This is a genomic window from Variovorax soli (assembly GCF_031454625.1).
Classification (GTDB): Bacteria; Pseudomonadota; Gammaproteobacteria; order Burkholderiales; family Burkholderiaceae_C; genus Variovorax; species Variovorax soli_A.
The window spans coordinates 1-19,311 of sequence record NZ_JAVDRF010000018.1 but is presented as its reverse complement, the minus strand read 5'-3'; the positions used below and the strand labels follow the sequence as shown (position 1 = coordinate 19,311).

Annotated in this window: 14 protein-coding genes, 2 tRNA genes and 1 pseudogene; 1 reads left to right on the top strand and 16 read right to left on the bottom strand. The window is 65.7% G+C overall.

The features are described 5' to 3' along the window. Window positions 1–532 precede the first annotated feature (532 nt). Window positions 533–686 (top strand): annotated as a pseudogene (locus J2739_RS27955) (IS21 family transposase); the annotation flags it as partial. Window positions 687–846: 160 nt separating this feature from the next. On the opposite strand, the gene J2739_RS26530 reads toward J2739_RS27955, so the two are convergent. The 16 genes from J2739_RS26530 to J2739_RS26455 all read right to left on the bottom strand — a co-directional run. Continuing rightward, window positions 847–922 (bottom strand) — tRNA-Phe (locus J2739_RS26530). Between the two features lie 79 nt (window positions 923–1,001). Next, complete coding sequence (locus tag J2739_RS26525) at window positions 1,002–1,700, bottom strand: response regulator (protein WP_309907301.1); 699 nt, start codon at window positions 1,698–1,700, stop codon at window positions 1,002–1,004. A 69-nt stretch (window positions 1,701–1,769) separates the two neighbouring features. Beyond that, complete coding sequence (locus J2739_RS26520) at window positions 1,770–4,097, bottom strand: sensor histidine kinase (RefSeq protein WP_309907299.1); 2,328 nt, start codon at window positions 4,095–4,097, stop codon at window positions 1,770–1,772. Beyond that, the gene (locus J2739_RS26515; RefSeq protein WP_309907297.1) at window positions 4,094–4,696 is read right to left on the bottom strand and encodes a DUF4390 domain-containing protein; all 603 of its coding nucleotides are present in this window, start codon (window positions 4,694–4,696) and stop codon (window positions 4,094–4,096) included. Before J2739_RS26515 ends, J2739_RS26520 begins: the two co-directional genes overlap by 4 nt. 10 nt (window positions 4,697–4,706) lie before the next feature. Continuing rightward, window positions 4,707–6,089: a 16S rRNA (cytosine(967)-C(5))-methyltransferase RsmB gene (gene rsmB / locus J2739_RS26510; RefSeq protein WP_309907419.1), complete on the bottom strand. Its 1,383-nt coding sequence runs from the start codon at window positions 6,087–6,089 to the stop codon at window positions 4,707–4,709. A 17-nt stretch (window positions 6,090–6,106) separates the two neighbouring features. After that, window positions 6,107–6,700 carry a LemA family protein gene (locus J2739_RS26505; protein ID WP_309907295.1) on the bottom strand — a complete coding sequence of 198 codons (594 nt, stop codon included), beginning with the start codon at window positions 6,698–6,700 and terminating at the stop codon, window positions 6,107–6,109. Between the two features lie 86 nt (window positions 6,701–6,786). Further along, window positions 6,787–11,025: a DNA-directed RNA polymerase subunit beta' gene (rpoC, locus tag J2739_RS26500; protein ID WP_309907294.1), complete on the bottom strand. Its 4,239-nt coding sequence runs from the start codon at window positions 11,023–11,025 to the stop codon at window positions 6,787–6,789. A gap of 76 nt (window positions 11,026–11,101) precedes the next feature. Then, a complete protein-coding gene (rpoB, locus tag J2739_RS26495; RefSeq protein ID WP_309907292.1) occupies window positions 11,102–15,226 on the bottom strand; it encodes a DNA-directed RNA polymerase subunit beta in 4,125 nt (1,374 codons plus the stop codon). 263 nt (window positions 15,227–15,489) lie between these two features. Further along, a complete protein-coding gene (gene rplL, locus J2739_RS26490; RefSeq protein WP_309907290.1) occupies window positions 15,490–15,864 on the bottom strand; it encodes a 50S ribosomal protein L7/L12 in 375 nt (124 codons plus the stop codon). A 58-nt stretch (window positions 15,865–15,922) separates the two neighbouring features. After that, a complete protein-coding gene (gene rplJ / locus J2739_RS26485; RefSeq protein ID WP_309907288.1) occupies window positions 15,923–16,459 on the bottom strand; it encodes a 50S ribosomal protein L10 in 537 nt (178 codons plus the stop codon). Between the two features lie 291 nt (window positions 16,460–16,750). Further along, the gene (gene rplA / locus J2739_RS26480) at window positions 16,751–17,452 is read right to left on the bottom strand and encodes a 50S ribosomal protein L1 (protein ID WP_309907286.1); all 702 of its coding nucleotides are present in this window, start codon (window positions 17,450–17,452) and stop codon (window positions 16,751–16,753) included. Further along, complete coding sequence (gene rplK, locus J2739_RS26475) at window positions 17,453–17,884, bottom strand: 50S ribosomal protein L11 (RefSeq protein WP_028252759.1); 432 nt, start codon at window positions 17,882–17,884, stop codon at window positions 17,453–17,455. A gap of 115 nt (window positions 17,885–17,999) precedes the next feature. Then, on the bottom strand, window positions 18,000–18,596 hold the full coding sequence (gene nusG, locus J2739_RS26470) for a transcription termination/antitermination protein NusG (protein ID WP_309907285.1): 597 nt from the start codon (window positions 18,594–18,596) through the stop codon (window positions 18,000–18,002). Beyond that, entirely contained in the window at window positions 18,596–18,979 is a 384-nt protein-coding gene (secE, locus tag J2739_RS26465) for a preprotein translocase subunit SecE (RefSeq protein ID WP_309907282.1), read from the bottom strand. Before secE ends, nusG begins: the two co-directional genes overlap by 1 nt. Before the next feature lie 143 nt (window positions 18,980–19,122). Beyond that, window positions 19,123–19,198 (bottom strand) — tRNA-Trp (locus J2739_RS26460). Between the two features lie 12 nt (window positions 19,199–19,210). Beyond that, a partial coding sequence (locus J2739_RS26455; RefSeq protein ID WP_473774986.1) for an EF-Tu C-terminal domain-related protein occupies window positions 19,211–19,311 on the bottom strand: 101 nt, incomplete at its 5' end.

The following is a 19,311-nucleotide window of genomic DNA, read 5'->3' as shown; positions in this document are numbered from 1 at the left end:
CGGTACCGGAGGCAGCACCCGATGTCCGCGGTTGCGGCGGCGGCTGCTGGCCGATGGCGCCGCCCGTTGGCGAAAAACCTCCGCCTTCTCCACCGCAAGCCGTCGTGCCCAGAACCAGGGCGCTTGCGGTGCCGATAAAGAAAGTGCGGCGATCCAGCAGGGAGGCGTTCTTCTCGCCGTTCGGGAGATGTGTCACTTGTTTGCGAGTACGTAAAGGAACTATTCCGCAAAGTCCGTGCCGTTCGCTTCGACCGCTTCATGCATCGAAATCCGTAAAACCGATGGATGCATTGCACGGATTTGCAAGGGACACACACCGGCAAGAAGTGACATTCGTTGTCACATGAGATGGCCAGCAAGGCCATCGAGCGTCAGGGGCCATGGCCCTGCCCGTGCTCGAAAAGAACTACGGGGGTGTTGGCGCCGACCGGAAACTGAGCCAGTTTTGTAGGTAGTGCCGAAGCAAAAATGAGCCAGGTGTTCAACCTACCCGGCTGTTTATTTAAGCAGTGGGGTTCGAGGAGTGATCACCATGGACATGATTAGCAGGATCCGACGGCTGCACGTGAGGGACAAGCTGTCGGAGCGCGAGAGCGCGCATGACGGGGCTGTCGCGCAACACGGTCTCCAAGTGGCTGCGCGCACCGATAAACGAGACACCGAAGTACCGGCGTGAGTCGACGCCCACACCAGATCGTTCGCGGCGCTGGGCGGCGTGGCGCGCTCCAGCATGGACTTCGGAATCCCTGCAAGCTTGGATCGGAAATCCGGCGGGCTACAGCGTTCCGCGTCCACCGTCAGCGAAGGACGGCGTGTAGCCTGAGAGGGAAATTAGTATAAAAGTAGTGGTGGCCTGGGGCGGAATCGAACCACCGACACGCGGATTTTCAATCCGCTGCTCTACCAACTGAGCTACCGGGCCTTGTACGCCAAGACCGCAGATGAAGCAGTTGGTGTCATTCGACTCAACTGCGCTACCGGGCCTCGTGTGCAGCCTGCGATTATACAGTGCCGCGGCGCCCCCTCGACAGATCAACGCCGAGTTGCTTCAACTTGCGATAGAGATGGGTGCGCTCGAGGCCGGTTTTCTCGGCCACGCGGGTCATCGATCCATTCTCCATCGCGAGATGGAATTCGAAGTAAGCCTTCTCGAAGCCATCACGTGCATCGCGCAGGGGCCGGTCGAGATCGAAGCTCTGCATGGCCTGCGGGCCGGTCTCGATCGCGGGGCCTTGCGGCGCCGCAGGAACCAGCGCGTTTTCCCCCATCGTGGTGACCACGGTGGCGAGATTGTTTGCGGTGGTGGGCACCACGCTGGCCGCGGCGCGGCGCGCGTTCTCGCGCGCCAATCCCTGCTCGACCGCCTTCAGCAGCTTCTGCAGGGTGATGGGCTTCTCGAGAAAGGCAAAGGCGCCGATGCGGGTGGCATCGACCGCGGTGTCGATGGTCGCGTGGCCGCTCATCATGATGACGGGCATGCTCAAAAGGCCTGCGGTGGACCATTCCTTGAGCAGCGTGACGCCGTCGGTGTCCGGCATCCAGATGTCGAGCAGAACGAGATCGGGACGCGCGCGCTGCCGGGCGGCCCGGGCCTCGGCCGCGTTTTCCGCGAGCTCGACGTTGTGGCCTTCGTCGTTCAGAATTTCGAAGAGCAGGTCCCGAATGCCCAGCTCGTCGTCGACCACGAGGATGTTTGCCATGAATGCTTGTGTTATTCGCCGCTACGGGTTGGTTTCGCTTGCAGACCACGCTGCCGCAGATGCAAACGCTCAGGCGACGTGCGAAGTCGAGTCTTTGGCGTGAGCAAGCGCTCCCTGCGCCTCGCCAGCCAACGCGAATGATAGCGAGACTTGTGCGCCTGCCACAGCCCCGTCCACGACGCGGTTGGAAAGTTCGATGCGGGCGCCGTGCTCGTCGGCAATCTTCTTGACGACCGCGAGGCCAAGGCCGGTGCCTTTGGTCTTGGTCGTGACGTAGGGCTCGAAGGCGCGCTTCAGGATGTTCTCGGCGAAGCCGGGGCCGCTGTCCTGCACCGTGAGCCGCACACGCTGGCCCGAGTCGGCAAGGCGCGTCCGGATGACGACTTCTCCAGGGCGGCCGCTCCCGTGGGCCGCTGCCTCGGCCGCGTCCTGGGCGTTCTGCAACAGGTTGTGAATCACCTGGCGGATCTGCTGCGCATCGCCGCGTATCGGCGGGCAGCGCTCATCGAGTTCGCAGCGCAGGGCGATCGGCGCGTTTTCACCGGCGTAGAGCTGGAGCACATCGGCGACCAGCGCATTGAGATCGACCGCCTTGAGGTCTGCGGCCGGTAGCCGCGCATAGTCGCGGAACTCGTTGACCAGCCGCTTCATCGCGTCGACCTGGTCGACGATGGTCCGGACCGACTTGGTCAGCACCGCCTCCTCGGCGGGCGCGACCTTGCCGCTGAGCTTCATCTCGAGGCGCTCGGCCGAGAGCTGGATCGGCGTCAGCGGGTTCTTGATCTCGTGCGCCAGGCGCCGCGCCACTTCGCCCCAGGCTTGGGCGCGCTGGGCGGAGACGATCTCGGAGATGTCGTCGAAGACCAGAAGCCGCGCCTCGCCCGGCAGCTGGGCGCCGCGCGCGACGATGTTGACAGCGTCCTGCGACAGCCCTTCGCCGCTGGTGTGCAGCTCGAAGGCATGCTGCCAATGATCGAGACCATGCTGCAGGCGCTCGACCTCGAATTCGTCGAACTGCTGCTGCACCGCCTGGCCGAACTCGGCCAGCCCCGGCACATCGACCAGCCGCTGACCTTCGTAGGCCGCGAGCGGCGCGCGCAGCACGCGCGTGGCGCCGGGATTGGTGGACAGCACGACGCCACGCGGGTCCAGCACCATCACGCCCGAGGTCAGGTTGTCGAGGATGGTCTGCAGGTTGGCGCGTGCCGCATCGAGCTCGCCCAGCGTCTTCTCGACCGCGGCACGCGCCTCGGCCAGCTGCTGCGTCATGACGGCGAAAGATCGGGTGAGGCCGCCGAGCTCGTCCCTGCCCTGCACCACCGCAGTGGGCCGCAGGTCGCCGCCGGCGACCTGGCGCACGCCGTCGGCCAGCACGAGCAGCGGCCGCGCCAGCTGGGTACCGAACAGCACCGCGAGCAGCACCGCACCGAACACGGCGAGAAACAGTGTGAGCGTCAGCGTGCCGATGTACATGCGGCGCAGGCCTTCGCGCGCCAGTGCCCGCTCCTGGTACTCGCGATTCGCCTCCTGCACCGCAAGCGCGTTGGCCACCACCGCGGGCGGCAGAGGCTGAGTGACCTGGAGGAAGCGCGGCTCGGCGCCGAAGTCGAAGCCCGGCCTCTGCACCAGCGCGAGGGCCCGCACGGTGGCCGGCGGCGGCACCGTGGTGCCCGGCGCGGGGCTCTCGTCCAGTCCCTCGATGTGCGCGATGGCGCGGTCGGCCCGCACCTGCCGCAGTTGCTGCGGCGTGGGCCGCTCGGGATTGAGCTGAAAGCGCGACGCGCCTGCCCCGGCGACCAGCTGTCCGGTGCTGGTCCAGAGCACGACGTCGGTAGCGCCCAGCTGGTCGCGGATGCGTTCGAGCACCAGCCCCGCGCTGGTGTCGGGCACGTTGGCGAGCTGGTTGCTGGCGCTCCGCACCTTGCTCACCAGGTCGTCCGACAGCGAGTCCAGGGTGGCGCGTCCCAGGTTCAGGCCGGCGTCCAGCGCGCCCTCGACCTTGACGTCGAACCAGCTCTCGATCGAGCGCGCCACGAACTGGTAGGAGACGACGTACACCAGCGCACCGGGAACCACACCCACGAGCGCGAAGATGGCGGCCAGCTTGATCAGAAGGCGGCTCCCGAACTTGCCCTGGCGCAGCCGCCGCAGCAGGCGGAAGGCGACCCAGGCGAGCACGAGCGACAGTGCCACCGCCACCACCACGTTGATGCCGAACAGGCGCGCGTAGTTGCGCTCGTAGAGCTCCCGGTTGTTGGTGGACTGTGCGAGCAGGAACATCAGCACCAGTCCGATGGCCGTGACCAGGAAGGCGCCGACGCCGATGGCCCAGCGCTTGGCGCGGGTGCGGCTTGCCGCCGACGATCCGCCGACGCCAGGCTGAGTGTCCTTGCTCACTTCATCTTCTCCAGCGACAAGCGCGCGCTGCGCTCGACGGAGATGTTCCAGTCGGCCTGGCCGACCACGCCGATCTGAAAGGGCCGCGGCAGTTGCGAGGTGTCGAGGCGGAAGCGGAAGGTCACCAGATGGGGGCCGTCGTCGCCGATCTCGGAGATGTCGCCGAGCCGCAGCCGGGCCACGCGCCGCACGCCGTCGAGCGCTTCCGAGAGCGTATCGAAATTCTGGTTCAGCGACACGCCGAAGCCCGAATTGGTGATCGGCACCGGAGAGACATTGAGCCGCCAGCGCCGGGTGAGCGGCTGGTAAGCGAGCCGCATGTGGCGCGTGGCCTGGGCGATCTTCTGGTCGGTCCAGTACCAGCGCTCGCGGGAGAGCTCGGCTTCGGCGACGAAATAGATGGCGATGCCCTTGTCGAGCACCTCCTCGACCAGGCTCGGCAGCTCGAACTGCACCTGGGCATTGAGGTAGACGCCATCGTCCGCCTGTTCGAGCTTCAGCTGGCTGACCGATGCCCCCTTGCCGGACTGGGCCGGCGCCGCAGCCGGCCAGCAGGCCAGAAAACAGGCCAGCACCAGCAGGGCGGCCAGCCATCCCATCCCCTTGCTTTCAGCAGGGTGCTTGTTTTTCGAGCAAGGCGTAGAAAAAACCGTCGTGGTCACCCAAGGCATTGTCCGGGACGCCACGGGCAATCCCCCCGCTTTGCGGCAGCAAATGCCCCGGCGAGGGCAGCAAACGGGCGTCGGTGTTGTGCGCAAGGAACGCATCGATCTGGTGCGCACCCTCCTCCCTGAAGACCGAACAGGTGCAATAAAGTAGCCGCCCGCCCGGACGTACCAGGGGCCAGAGCGCCGCCAGCAGCATGGCCTGCAGCAGCGCCAGCTGTTCGGTGTCGCTCTCGCGCCGCAGCCAGCGCACGTCGGGGTGCCGGCGCACGATGCCCGACGCGGTGCAGGGCGCGTCGAGCAGGATGGCATCGAAGGCCTGGCCGTCCCACCACTCCTTCGGCCGACCGGCATCGGCCACGACGACCTTGGCGCGCAGGCCGAGCCGGGCCAGGGTGTCGTCGATGCGGCGGCTGCGCGCGGCATCGACTTCGAGCGCGGTGAGCTCGATGGCGGGCCCGGCCAGTTCGAGCAGATGGGCGGTCTTGCCTCCCGGCGCCGCGCAGGCATCGAGCACCCGCAAAGGGCCGGCACCCTGAGCGCCACCCAGCAGGCCCTCGAGCAGCAGCGGCGCGGCGAGCTGGGCCGCGGCGTCCTGCACCGAGCAATGCCCCTCGGCGAAGCCCGGCAGCGCCTGCACCGGCCGGGCGCGCAGCAGCTGCAATCCGGCGGCGCCTACCGGAACTGCCTGCAAGCCTGCGGCGGCCAGCGCCGCCTGGTAGGAAGGCCGGTCGCCGTGCCGGGTGTTCACCCGCAGGGTCATCGGCGCTTGCGTGTTGTCGGCCTCCAGCACGCGTTGCCACTCGCGCGGATGGTCGCGCCGCAGGCGCTCGATCCACCAGCGGGGGTGGTTCCATTGCGCGACCGGCTCGCGGTCGGTGGCGGCCACCAGCTCCTCCCGTTCCCGCAGGAAACGGCGGAGACAGGCGTTCACGAAGCTGGCCTGCGCGCGCGTGCCGGGATTGCGCTTGGCCGCCTCGACCGTCTGATCGACCAGCGTGAAGGGCTCGTAGGGCGCCTGGGTGACGTCCCACGCCAGCGCGAGCGCGGTGCAGAGCAAGGCATCGGCCGCCGGCGGCGGCGTGCGCTTGGCGAGCTGCCGGCGCAGGGCCTCGGCGCGCCCGAGCCAGCGCAGCACCTGGAAGCCCAGCGCCTGCACCCCAGGCCGCAGCTCCGGCGGCACGGCGTCGAAGGCCACGGTGCCGGAGACGCCGCCGCGGATGGCGGCCAGCGCGACGGCGGTGAGCTGCAGCTGGCGCCAGAGCGGCGGCGCGAGGGGCTGCGAGGCATCGAGAGAGTCTGAAGAGTCGGTCAACTTGGAATCGATGATGGTCAAGGGCGATGTCAGAGCAAGGGCGCTGCCGGTCGCAACTGCATGATCCAGGCCACCAGCAGCGCCGGGAACTGGGCGATGGCCGCGTTGTAGTGCGCCACCGCCTGGTTGAACTGGTTGCGCGCGATCTCGGCGGCGGCCGAGGGCTCGGGCCAGGCCATCGGCGCTGCGGGGCTGTCGTCCCGGCCGTTGAGCGGGGCGGGTCTCGACAGGGTGCCGTCGGCTTCGAAGCTGACCACCGCATCGGGGTGCAGCCGCTGCCAGGCAGCGAGCATCACGTGCAGCGCCGTCGCCAGCGCCGCGATGCCGGCAGGGTCGAGCGGCTTCAGGCGCGTGGCCGCCAGCAGCGTGACCAACTGGGCGGCCGACGCCTGCAGCGAGGCATCTTCCCGGGCGGCGCCGTGCGCAAGCTGTTCCACCGGCGCATCCTCGGCCAGGCGCGCCTGGACGAAATCGAGCTGCCGCACCAAGGCCGCATCGAGCGCCGCATAGGCCTGCAGCGCCCCCGAGCGCAGTCGCACGATGCGGTTGTAAGCGCCGACAAACCAGAACAGCGCCACGGCGCCGAGGATCCACCACGCAAGCGAATCGGGCACGCCGCTCATGAGATCCGACGCCCCCAGAAAAAAGCCCCCGATCCGCAGGCGGAGAGGGGGCGTTCGAGACCGGTCATGCCGGCGATGCTAACCAGTTATTCGGTCGCAGCGCCTTCGCTGGCATCGGCCGTGCTCGCGTCCTCGGCCGAGGCGGAGGTGCTGCCCGAGAGTTCGGCGGCTTCCGCTTCGGCGATCGCGCGGCGCTCGGCCTCGTCCATCGCGTCCTTGACCTTGCGTGCCTGGTGATAGGCCATGCCGGTGCCTGCGGGGATCAGGCGGCCGACGATGACGTTCTCCTTCAAGCCGCGCAGTTCGTCGCGCTTGCCCATGATCGCAGCCTCGGTCAGCACGCGCGTCGTTTCCTGGAACGAGGCGGCACTGATGAAGCTGTCGGTCGAGAGCGAAGCCTTCGTGATACCGAGCAGCAGGTTGGAGTAGGTCGCGGGCAGCTTGCCCTCGGCGCGCAGGGCGTCGTTGGTGTTGAGGATCTCGCTGCGCTCCACCTGCTCGCCGGCGATGTAGTTGGTGTCGCCGGGGTTCTCGACCACGACACGGCGCAGCATCTGGCGAACGATCACCTCGATGTGCTTGTCGTTGATCTTCACACCCTGCAGGCGGTACACGTCCTGCACCTCGTCCACGATGTAGCGCGCCAGTTCCTCGGAGCCCAGCAGGCGCAGGATGTCCTGCGGATCGGCCGGGCCGTCGACGATCGACTCGCCCTTGTTCACCACCTGGCCTTCGTGCACCAGGATGTTCTTCTCCTTGGGCACCAGCTCTTCCCAGACCTTGCCGTCCGGGTCGGTGATCTGCAGCCGCACCTTGCCCTTCGTTTCCTTGCCGAAGGACACCGTGCCGGTCATCTCGGCCAGCATGCCCTTGTCCTTGGGCGAACGGGCTTCGAAGAGCTCGGCCACCCGCGGCAGACCGCCGGTGATGTCGCGGGTCTTCTGGCCTTCGACCGGAATGCGCGCCAGCACTTCGCCGGGGCCCACGTCCTGGCCGTCTCGCACCTGCACCAGCGCTCCGACGGGGAAGCCGATGGTCACCGAGTGGTCGGTGCCCGGGATCTTCACCTCGTTGCCGGCGACGTCGATCAGCTTCACCTGGGGACGCACGACCTTGGCCGCGCCGCGGCGCTTCGGATCGATGACCACCAGGGTGGACAGGCCCGTGACCTCATCGACCTGCTTCGCGACCGTGAGGCCTTCCTCGACGTTCTCGAACTTGGTCTTGCCGGCGAACTCCGTGATGATCGGGCGCGTCAGCGGGTCCCAGTTGGCCAGCACGTGGCCGGCCTTGACCTGCTGGTCGGCCTTGACCGCCAGCGTGGCACCGTAGGGCACCTTGTGGCGCTCGCGCTCGCGACCGTGCTCGTCATGGATGACGATCTCACCCGAGCGCGCAATCACCACCAGCTCGTTCTTGCTGTTGGTCACGTAGCGCATCGTGGCGTTGAAGCCGATCACGCCATTGGACTTGGCCTCCACGCTCGAAGCCACCGCCGCACGCGAAGCCGCGCCGCCGATGTGGAAGGTCCGCATCGTCAGCTGCGTGCCGGGCTCGCCGATCGACTGCGCCGCGATCACGCCGACGGCTTCGCCGTTGTTGACCAGGCCGCCGCGGCCGAGGTCGCGGCCGTAGCACTTGGCGCACAGGCCGAAGCGGGTCGCGCAGGTGAGTGCGGTGCGCACCTTGACCTCGTCCACGCCTTCGTTTTCCAGCGCCTCGATCACGTCTTCGTCCAGCATGTCGCCGGCCTTGGCCAGCACCGCGCGCGTCTCGGGATGCAGCACGTCTTCGGCCGCGGTGCGGCCGAGGATTCGCTCGCGCAGCGACTCGATCACCTCGCCGCCTTCGACGATGGCGCGCATCACGGTGCCGTCCAGCGTGCCGCAATCCTGCTCGATGACGACCAGGTCCTGCGTCACGTCCACCAGGCGGCGCGTGAGGTAGCCGGAGTTCGCGGTCTTCAGCGCGGTGTCGGCCAGGCCCTTTCGCGCGCCGTGGGTGGAGATGAAGTACTCCAGCACGTTCAGGCCTTCGCGGAAGTTCGCGGTGATCGGCGTCTCGATGATCGAGCCGTCCGGCTTGGCCATCAGGCCCCGCATGCCCGCCACCTGGCGGATCTGCGCGGCGGAGCCGCGCGCACCCGAGTCAGCCATCATGTAGATGGAGTTGAACGACTCCTGCTCCACTTCCTTGCCGTTGCGGTCGGTGACCTTCTCCTTCGAGAGCTTGGACATCATGACCTTCGACACCTCGTCGCCGGCCTTGCCCCAGATGTCCACCACCTTGTTGTAGCGCTCGCCGGCAGTGACCAGGCCCGAGACGTACTGCTGCTCGATTTCCTTCACTTCCTTGGCGGAGCGCTCAATGATGCCGTGCTTCTCGGAAGGCACCAGCATGTCGTCGATGGCAATGGAGATGCCGGCCTTGGTCGCCAGCCTGAAGCCGTTCTGCAGCAGCTTGTCGGCGAAGACCACGGTCTCCTTCAGACCGCACTTGCGGAAGGAGGCGTTGATGAGCTTGGAGATCTCCTTCTTCTTCAGCGCCTTGTTGATGTTCGAGAACGGCAGCCCCTTGGGCAGGATCTCGGACAGCAGGGCGCGGCCGACGGTGGTTTCGACAAGCTCGGTCTTGGGCACGAATTCGCCCGAATCCTTGTCCTTCGTGTACTCGGTGATGCGCACGCTGACCTTGGCGGTGAGCTCCACCACGTCGGCGTCGAGCGCACGCTGGACTTCGCCGATGTCGGAGAAGACCAGGCCTTCGCCCTTGCCGTTGATGCGCTCGCGCGTCGTGTAGTAGAGGCCCAGCACCACGTCCTGCGAGGGCACGATGGAGGGCTCGCCGCTCGCCGGGAACAGCACGTTGTTGGAGGCCAGCATCAGCGTGCGGGCTTCCATCTGCGCTTCCACCGACAGCGGCACGTGCACGGCCATCTGGTCGCCGTCGAAGTCGGCGTTGAAGGCCGCGCAAACGAGCGGGTGCAGCTGGATCGCCTTGCCTTCGATCAAGATCGGCTCGAAAGCCTGGATGCCGAGGCGGTGCAGCGTCGGTGCGCGGTTCAGCATCACCGGGTGCTCCTTGATCACCTCTTCGAGGATGTCCCAAACCACGGGCGTGCCGGATTCGACTTCCTTCTTCGCGGCCTTGATGGTGGTCGCGATGCCCATCGCTTCGAGCCGGGAGAAGATGAAGGGCTTGAACAGCTCCAGCGCCATCAGCTTCGGCAGGCCGCACTGATGCAGCTTGAGCGTCGGGCCCACCACGATGACCGAACGGCCCGAGTAGTCGACGCGCTTGCCCAGCAGGTTCTGGCGGAAGCGGCCGCTCTTGCCCTTGATCATGTCGGCCAGCGACTTGAGCGCGCGCTTGTTGGCACCCGTCATGGCCTTGCCGCGGCGGCCGTTGTCCAGCAGCGAATCGACGGCCTCCTGCAGCATCCGCTTCTCGTTGCGCGCGATGATTTCCGGCGCCTTCAGCTCGAGCAGGCGACGCAGGCGCGAATTGCGGTTGATGACGCGGCGGTAGAGGTCGTTCAGGTCGGAAGTCGCGAAGCGGCCGCCATCCAGCGGCACCAGCGGACGCAGGTCCGGCGGCAGCACGGGCAGCACGTCCAGCACCATCCACTCGGGCTTGATGCCCGACTTGCGGAAAGCTTCCAGCACCTTGAGGCGCTTGGAGTTCTTCTTGACCTTGACTTCGGAGCCCGTCAGGTCGCCGCGCAGCTTCTCGATCTCGCTGTCGAGCTCGATGCCCATCAGCAGGTCCTTGATGCCTTCGGCGCCCATCTTGGCGATGAACTCGTCGCCGTATTCCTTGCGCTTCGCGTCGTAGTCGTCCTCGGACATGATGCCGAACTTCTTCAGCGGGGTCATGCCGGGATCGGTGATCACGTAGGCTTCGAAGTACAGCACGCGCTCGATGTCGCGCAGCGTCATGTCGAGCACGAGGCCCAGGCGCGACGGCAGCGACTTCAGGAACCAGATGTGGGCGCAGGGCGCAGCCAGGTCGATGTGACCCATGCGCTCGCGGCGCACCTTGGTCTGCGTGACTTCGACGCCGCACTTCTCGCAGATCACGCCGCGATGCTTGAGGCGCTTGTACTTGCCGCACAGGCACTCGTAGTCCTTGATCGGGCCGAAGATCTTCGCGCAGAAGAGACCGTCGCGCTCGGGCTTGAAGGTCCGGTAGTTGATGGTCTCGGGCTTCTTCACCTCGCCGAAGGACCACGAACGGATCTTCTCGGGCGAAGCCATGCCGATGCGAATGGCATCGAAATGCTCGTCCGGCGTGAATTGCTTGAACAGGTCGAGTAGCGATTTCATGTGACTCTTTCCTTTTTAATCAGTTGGGGACAGAGCAAGAATTGCTGCGCAATTTCTTGGTCTGTCCCGCAAGGCCTCAGGACCGTTCCAGCTCAATGTCGAGGCCCAAGGAACGGATTTCCTTGACCAGTACATTGAACGATTCCGGCATGCCGGCTTCGATCGAGTGCTCGCCCTTGACGATGCTCTCGTAGACCTTGGTGCGGCCCTGCACGTCGTCGGACTTCACCGTCAGCATTTCCTGCAGGACATAGGAAGCGCCGTAGGCTTCGAGTGCCCACACTTCCATTTCCCCGAAACGCTGGCCGCCGAATTGCGCCTTGCCGCCCAGAGGCTGCTGCGTGACCAGGCTGTACGGGCCGGTCGAGCGGGCGTGCATCTTGTCGTCCACCAGGTGGTGCAGCTTGAGCACGTGCATGTAGCCGACCGTCACCGGACGCTCGAACTGGTCGCCGGTGCGGCCGTCGTACAGGTACGCCTGGGTGCGCGTCGCGGTCAGGCCCTTGGCCTTGGCGATCTCGTCCGGATAGGCGAGCTGCAACATGCCGCGGATTTCTTCCTCCGAGGCGCCGTCGAACACGGGCGTCGCGAAAGGCACGCCCGTCGACAGGTTCCCGGCCATCTCGAGCACGTCCGCATCGCTGAGCTTGGAGAGGTCTTCCTTGCGGCCCGAGCCGTTGTAGAGCTTGTCCATGAACTGGCGCAGCTCGGCCACCTTGGCCTCGGCCTGCAGCAGGTCGCCGATGCGCTGGCCCACACCCTTGCCGGCCCAGCCCAGATGCACCTCGAGCACCTGCCCGACGTTCATCCGCGAGGGCACGCCGAGCGGGTTCAGGCAGATGTCGCACGGCGTGCCGTCGGCCATGTGCGGCATGTCCTCGACCGGAACGATCTTCGACACCACGCCCTTGTTGCCGTGGCGGCCGGCCATCTTGTCGCCGGGCTGCAGGCGGCGCTTGACGGCCAGGTAGACCTTGACCATCTTCAGCACGCCCGCGGGCAGCTCGTCGCCCTGCGTGAGCTTCTTGCGCTTTTCCTCGAACGCGAGGTCGAAGCTGTGGCGCGTCTGCTCCAGGGAGTTCTTGATCGACTCGAGCTGCGAGGCCACCTCGTCTTCCGCCGGGCGGATGTCGAACCAGTGGAACTTCTCGATCGACGAGAGGTACGCCTTGTCGAGCTTGCTGCCCTTGGCCAGCTTGTTCGGGCCGCCGTTGGCTGCCTTGCCGATCAGGAGCTTCTCGATCCGGTCGAAGGCGTCAGCCTCGACGATGCGCAGCTGGTCATTGAGGTCGAGGCGGAAGCGCTTGAGCTCGTCGTCGATGATCTGCTGGGCACGCTTGTCGCGCTGGATGCCCTCGCGGGTGAACACCTGCACGTCGATCACGGTGCCTTGCGAGCCCTGGTCCACGCGCAGCGAGGTGTCCTTCACGTCGGAAGCCTTCTCGCCGAAGATCGCGCGCAGGAGCTTCTCTTCAGGCGTCAGCGTGGTCTCGCCCTTGGGCGTGACCTTGCCGACCAGCGTGTCGCCGGGCTGCACTTCGGCGCCGACGTAGATGATCCCGGATTCGTCCAGCCGGTTGAGCTGCTGCTCCGCCAGGTTCGGGATGTCGCGGGTGATTTCTTCCGCGCCCAGCTTGGTGTCGCGCGCCATCACCACCAGTTCCTCGATGTGGATCGAGGTGTAGCGGTCTTCGGCGACCACGCGTTCGCTGATCAGGATCGAGTCCTCGAAGTTGTAGCCGTTCCAGGGCATGAACGCGACCAGCATGTTCTGGCCCAGCGCCAGCTCGCCCAGGTCGGTCGAGGCGCCGTCGGCGATGACATCGCCCTTGGCAATGTTGTCGCCGCGCTTGACGATCGGACGCTGATGGATGTTCGTGTTCTGGTTCGAACGCTGGTACTTGATCAGGTTGTAGATGTCCACGCCGACTTCGCCCGCTGCCGCTTCGGCGTCGTTCACGCGCACCACGATGCGGGTGGCGTCGACATAGTCGACCACGCCGCCGCGTGTGGCCGTGACGACGGTGCCGGAGTCGACCGCGGAGACGCGCTCGATGCCGGTGCCGACGAAGGCCTTCTCGGGACGCAGCACCGGCACGGCCTGGCGCTGCATGTTGGCGCCCATCAGTGCGCGGTTCGCGTCGTCGTGCTCCAGGAAGGGCACCAGCGAGGCGGCCACCGACACGATCTGCGCCGGCGACACGTCCATGTACTGCACCCGCTCCGCGGAGACCAGGATCGATTCGCCGGTCTCGCGCGCCGACACCAGGTCCCCCGTGAGGCGGCCGTCCTTGTCGAGCGCAGCGTTGGCCTGCGCGATCACGTACTTGCCTTCCTCGATGGCCGACAGGTAGTCGATGTCCATCGTGACCTTGCTGTCGACCACGCGACGGTACGGCGTCTCGATGAAGCCGTATTCGTTGAGGCGGGCGTACAGCGCCAGCGAGTTGATGAGGCCGATGTTCGGGCCTTCAGGCGTTTCGATCGGGCACACGCGGCCGTAGTGCGTGACGTGCACGTCGCGCACTTCGAAGCCGGCGCGTTCGCGCGTCAGACCGCCCGGGCCGAGGGCCGAGACGCGACGCTTGTGCGTGATCTCGGACAGCGGGTTGGTCTGGTCCATGAACTGCGACAGCTGCGAAGCGCCGAAGAACTCCTTCAGCGCGGCCGAGATCGGCTTGCTGTTGATGAGGTCGTGCGGCATCAGCGGCTCTTGCTCGGCCTGGCCCAGGCGCTCCTTGACGGCCTTCTCGATGCGGGCGAGGCCGGTGCGGTACTGGTTCTCCGCCAGTTCGCCGACGCAGCGCACGCGGCGGTTGCCGAGGTGGTCGATGTCGTCCACTTCGCCGCGGCCGTTGCGCAGGTCCACCAGGATCTTGACGACGGCGAGGATGTCCTCGTTGGTCAGCACCATCGGACCGGTCGACTCGTCGCGGCCGACCTTGGCGTTGAACTTCATGCGGCCGACGCGCGACAGATCGTAGGTGTCGGGGTTGTAGAACAGGCGCTGGAACAGGGCCTGCACCGCGTCTTCCGTCGGCGGCTCGCCGGGCCGCATCATGCGGTAGATGGCCACGCGGGCGGCGAACTCGTCCACCGTCTCGTCGATGCGCAGGGTCTGCGAGATGTAAGCGCCCTGGTCGAGCTCGTTGGTGTAGATGGCCTGCAGCTCCTGCACGCCGGCGGCGCGCAGCTTCTTCAGCAGCGCCTCGGTGAGCTCGTCGTTGGCCTTGGCCAGGATCTCGCCGGAATCGGGATCGACGATGTTGCGTGCCAGCACGCGGCCCACCAGGAAATCTTCCGGCACGCTGATGTGCGTGGTGCCGGTCTGCTCGAGCTCGCGCGTGTGGCGCGCGGTCACGCGCTTGTCCTTGGCGACCACGACCTTGCCGGACTTGTCGGTGATGTCGAAGCGCGCGACCTCGCCACGCAGGCGCTCGGAGACGAACTCCATCTGCGCGCCGCTGTCCATCAGGCGGAAGTTGTCGTTGACGAAGAAGTTCGCGAGGATCGATTCCGGGTTCAGGCCGATCGCCTTCAGCAGGATCGTCACCGGCATCTTGCGGCGGCGGTCGACACGGAAGTACAGCATGTCCTTCGGGTCGAATTCGAAGTCCAGCCAGGAGCCGCGGTAGGGGATCACGCGGGCCGAGAACAGCAGCTTGCCCGAGCTGTGCGTCTTGCCCTTGTCATGTTCGAAAAACACGCCCGGCGACCGGTGCAGCTGCGAGACGATCACGCGCTCGGTGCCGTTGATGATGAAGGAGCCCTTTTCGGTCATGAGCGGCACTTCGCCCATGTAGACCTCCTGCTCCTTCACTTCCTTGACCACCTTCGACTGCGAGGTCGAGGATTCGCGGTCATAGATGATCAGTTGCACCTTGGCGCGCACGGCCGAGGCGAAGGTCAACCCGCGGGTCTGGCACTCGCGCACGTCGAAAGCCGGCTTCGCGAGGTTGTACTCGAGAAACTTCATCTCCACGAAACCGTTGTGCGAGACGATGGGGAAAGCGGCGTCGAAAGCAGCCTGAAGGCCTTCCACCGTGCGTTTCTGGGGCGGGATACCTGCTTGCAGGAACGCGGTGTAGGCGTCCTTCTGCATCTGCAGCAGGTAGGGAATTTCGACGACGCTGTCGCGATTTCCGAAGTTCTTTCGGATGCGCTTGCGTTCGGTGTAACTGTACGTGGACGTTTGGGCCATGAGAGCTCCGGAGCTTGAGATCTTCAGCGACTTGTCAGCAGCGCTTTCGCGCCACTGCTTGGCGGCTGGCCACTACCAGCCGTTGGCGGACAGTGATGCGTTGCACATCACCCGAACCAAGGGGTCTTCTGCAGTCGGGGTCAGAAGACACTCAAAAACCGACTTGTGCTTGGTTCGGCACCAAGCCGGCTTTTGGGTGCGCTCTGAAAGCGGCAAAGGCTGGAGGGCCTTTCGGCGCACTCCAGCCCTGCGGGAGAACCGAATTACTTCAATTCCGCCTTGGCGCCGGCGTCGACCAGCTTCTTCAGCATGGCTTCGGCGTCGGCCTTGGCCACGCCTTCCTTCACGGCCTTGGGAGCGGCTTCCACCAGGTCCTTGGCTTCCTTCAGGCCCAGGCCGGTGATTTCGCGCACGGCCTTGATCGCGGCAACCTTGTTCGCGCCGGCGTCCGTCAGGACGACGTTGAACTCGGTCTTTTCCTCGACGACAGCAGCAGCGGCGCCGCCACCGGCGGCCGGGGCGGCCATGGCTGCGGCGCTCACGCCGAACTTCTCTTCGATGGCTTTCACCAGGTCGTTGAGCTCCAGGACCGTCATGCTGTCCAGCGCGGTCAGAAATGCGTCTTTATCGAATGCCATTTGGGTTTCCTAACAATTGGGTTGAAATTTTCAAAAGCAAGCTCAGGCGGCCGGGGCTTCAGGCGGCCGGGGCTTCGGCTTCGGCCGCAGCCTCGGCAGGGGCTTCGCCGCCACCACGCTTCTCGGCGAGCGCGGCCAGGACACGGGCCGTGCGCGAGATCGGGGACTGCATCAAGCCCAGCAGTTGCGCCAGCAGAACTTCCTTGGAAGGGATGCTGGCCAGTTGCTTCACGCCGTCGACGTCCAGGGCCTTGCCACCGAAGGCGCCGCCGCGAATGACCAGCTTGTCGTTGGTCTTCGCGAAATCGGCCACCACCTTCGCGGCGGCCACGGCATCCTCGGAGAAGCCATAGATCAGCGGACCGGTCATCTGGTCACCGACGACTTCGAATGCGCTACCAGCGACAGCACGGCGTGCCAGGGTGTTCTTGAGAACACTCAGGGTCACGCCCTTGCTGCGCGCATCAGTGCGCAGACGGGTCATGTCGGCGACCGTGATGCCACGGTACTCCGCCATCACGAGCGTTTGAGCTTTTGCGGCGAGGCTGGTCACATCACTGATGACCGCTTCTTTCTCACTGCGATTCAGACTCAAGGTCTACTCCTTTTCAATGCATCCTTCGGCTGGAGGCCTCGGGATGCGCTTCATGCAGCGACCAACTGTTTCGGAAACGGATTCCTTGCAGCGGGATCGCCATCTGCGCTGGTTGCCTCGCGAAGGTCGAGGCGATTAAGTGCAGGCCCTCCTGCACGCCAGCGGTCTTGGATGGCCCGGAACAGCGCTTGAGCGCCGTCCCGACCCACCACATCGCCCCGCCGCCCTTTGACAGGCGACGGGGCCGATCTCATCGGGGCCCTGCCGAGGCAAGGCCCGCATTCATGCGCCTCAGCCCTGCGCCGAAATGGTCTGCGTGTCCACGCGGACACCCACACCCATCGTCGAGGACACAGCCACCTTGCGCAGATAGATGCCCTTGCTCGAAGCCGGCTTGGCCTTGACCAGAGCCTCGATCAGCGCGGCCAGGTTGCCCTGCAGCTTCTCGGTGTCGAACGAACGGCGGCCGATCGTGCCGTGGATGATCCCGGCCTTGTCGACGCGGAACTGCACCTGGCCGGCCTTGGCGTTCCTGACGGCGGTGGCGACGTCGGGCGTCACGGTGCCGACCTTGGGGTTCGGCATCAGGCCGCGCGGGCCCAGGATCTGGCCCAGCGCACCGACCACGCGCATCGCGTCCGGCGCGGCGATCACCACGTCGAAGGGCATGTCGCCGGCCTTCACCTGGGCGGCCAGATCGTCCATGCCGACGATGTCGGCGCCGGCGGCCTTGGCTTCTTCGGCCTTGGCGCCTTGGGCGAACACGGCGACGCGCTTGGTCTTGCCGGTGCCGTTGGGCATCACGACGGCGCCGCGCACCACCTGGTCGGACTTCTTGGCGTCGATGCCGAGCTGCACCGCGACGTCGATCGACTCATCGAACTTCGCGGTGGCGGCATCCTTCACGATGCCGATCGCGTCGACGAGCGGGTACAGCTTGTTGCTGTCGACCTTGCCTGCCAACGCCTTCTGCTTCTTGGTGATCTTGGCCATTTACACGCCCTCCACATTCACGCCCATCGAACGGGCGGAGCCGGCGATGGTGCGAACCGCGGCGTCCAGGTCGGCGGCGGTCAGGTCTTTCATCTTGGTCTTGGCGATCTCTTCGAGCTGCGCGCGCGTGATCTTGCCCACCTTGTCGGTGTGCGGACGTGCGGAGCCCTTCTCGAGCTTGATGGCCTTCTTGATCAAGGTGATCGCCGGCGGCGTCTTGATGATGAAGGTGAAGCTCTTGTCGGCGAACGCGGTGATGACCACCGGCAGCGGCAGACCCGGCTCGACGCCCTGAGTCTGCGCGTTGAACGCCTTGCAGAATTCCATGATGTTCAAACCGCGCTGGCCCAGGGCGGGGCCGATGGGCGGCGACGGATTGGCTTTACCAGCTGGCACTTGCAGCTTGATGAAGCCGACGATTTTCTTCGCCATGCTTTACTCCTTGCGGGTCATAGCGCCTTGGCCTGCTCGGCCGCAGCTCCCCGGGGTTGACGACTCTTCGAACGAAGCCCAGCGCCGAGTCGGGAAGCGCCGGACCGAAACTGCCTCAGGTCTTCTCGACCTGACTGAACTCGAGCTCGACGGGCGTCGCACGGCCGAAGATCATGACCGACACGCGCACCTTGTTCTTCTCGTAATTGACTTCCTCGACCGTGCCGTTGAAGTCGGTGAATGGGCCTTCCTTGACGCGCACGAATTCACCCACGATGAACTCGACCTTGTGGCGCGGCTTTTCGGTGCCCTGCTGCATCTGGGAGACGATGTCCTCGACTTCCTTCTGCGAGATCGGGGCCGGTCGATTCTTCGCGCCGCCGACAAAACCCGTCACCTTGTTGGTGTGCTTCACCAGGTGCCAGCTCTCGTCGTCCATGATCATCTCGACCAGCACATAGCCCGGAAAGAAGCGGCGCTCGGTGGTGCGCTTCTGGCCGTTCTTGACCTCGACCACTTCCTCGGTCGGCACCAGGATGCGGCCGAACTTGTCCTGCATCCCGGCTCGATTGATGCGCTCGATGATGTTGCGCTCCACGGCCTTCTCCATGCCCGAGTAAGCGTGCACCACGTACCAGCGCAGGTCGGGATTGGCCGGCGGCGCCAGCAGGGGCGTCTGTTCCGGCGTCGTGTCGACAGCGTCGTCAGTCATCATTTTCTCCAGCCCAGAATGAGGTCGAAAAACACCCATTCGAGCGTTTTGTCCGTGAGCCAGAGGAAGACGGACATGACCGCGACGAACGCGAACACATAGGCAGTCATCTGGATGGCTTCCTTGCGGGTCGGCCACACGACCTTTTTGACCTCGCGCCACGAATCGCGGCCGAAGGCCAACAGCTGTCGACCGTTCTCGGAGCTCGCGAACGCGGCCACAGCGGCAGCCAGCCCTACCAGCAAGACAGCCCACTGCACGATCGCGCCCTGGCGCGAGAGCAGGTAAAACGCCGCGATGGCGCCCACCGCCACCACGACAGCCACGGCCAGCTTGGCCTTGTCTGCGCCGGTGCTCACGGTTTCGATTTGAGAAGTAGCCATCCTGGGCTTTGTTCCTGTGGCCTTGCGGCCTCTTCAATTCGGAGCGTCTTTCCAGACGCCGAAGCCCGTCAGGTCATGACGGGCTCTTTGGTATTCCTCAGCCCGCCGGTTTCGCGACGGGATTTCTCAGCGCCACCTTCGAGTGGCAGGGGCAGTAGGAATCGAACCTACAACCTTCGGTTTTGGAGACCGACGCTCTGCCAATTGAGCTATACCCCTTCGCGAAATCAGTTAGACGTCGAGGATCTTCGCCACCACGCCCGAGCCCACGGTGCGGCCGCCCTCGCGGATGGCGAAGCGCAGGCCTTCTTCCATGGCGATGGGGTTGATCA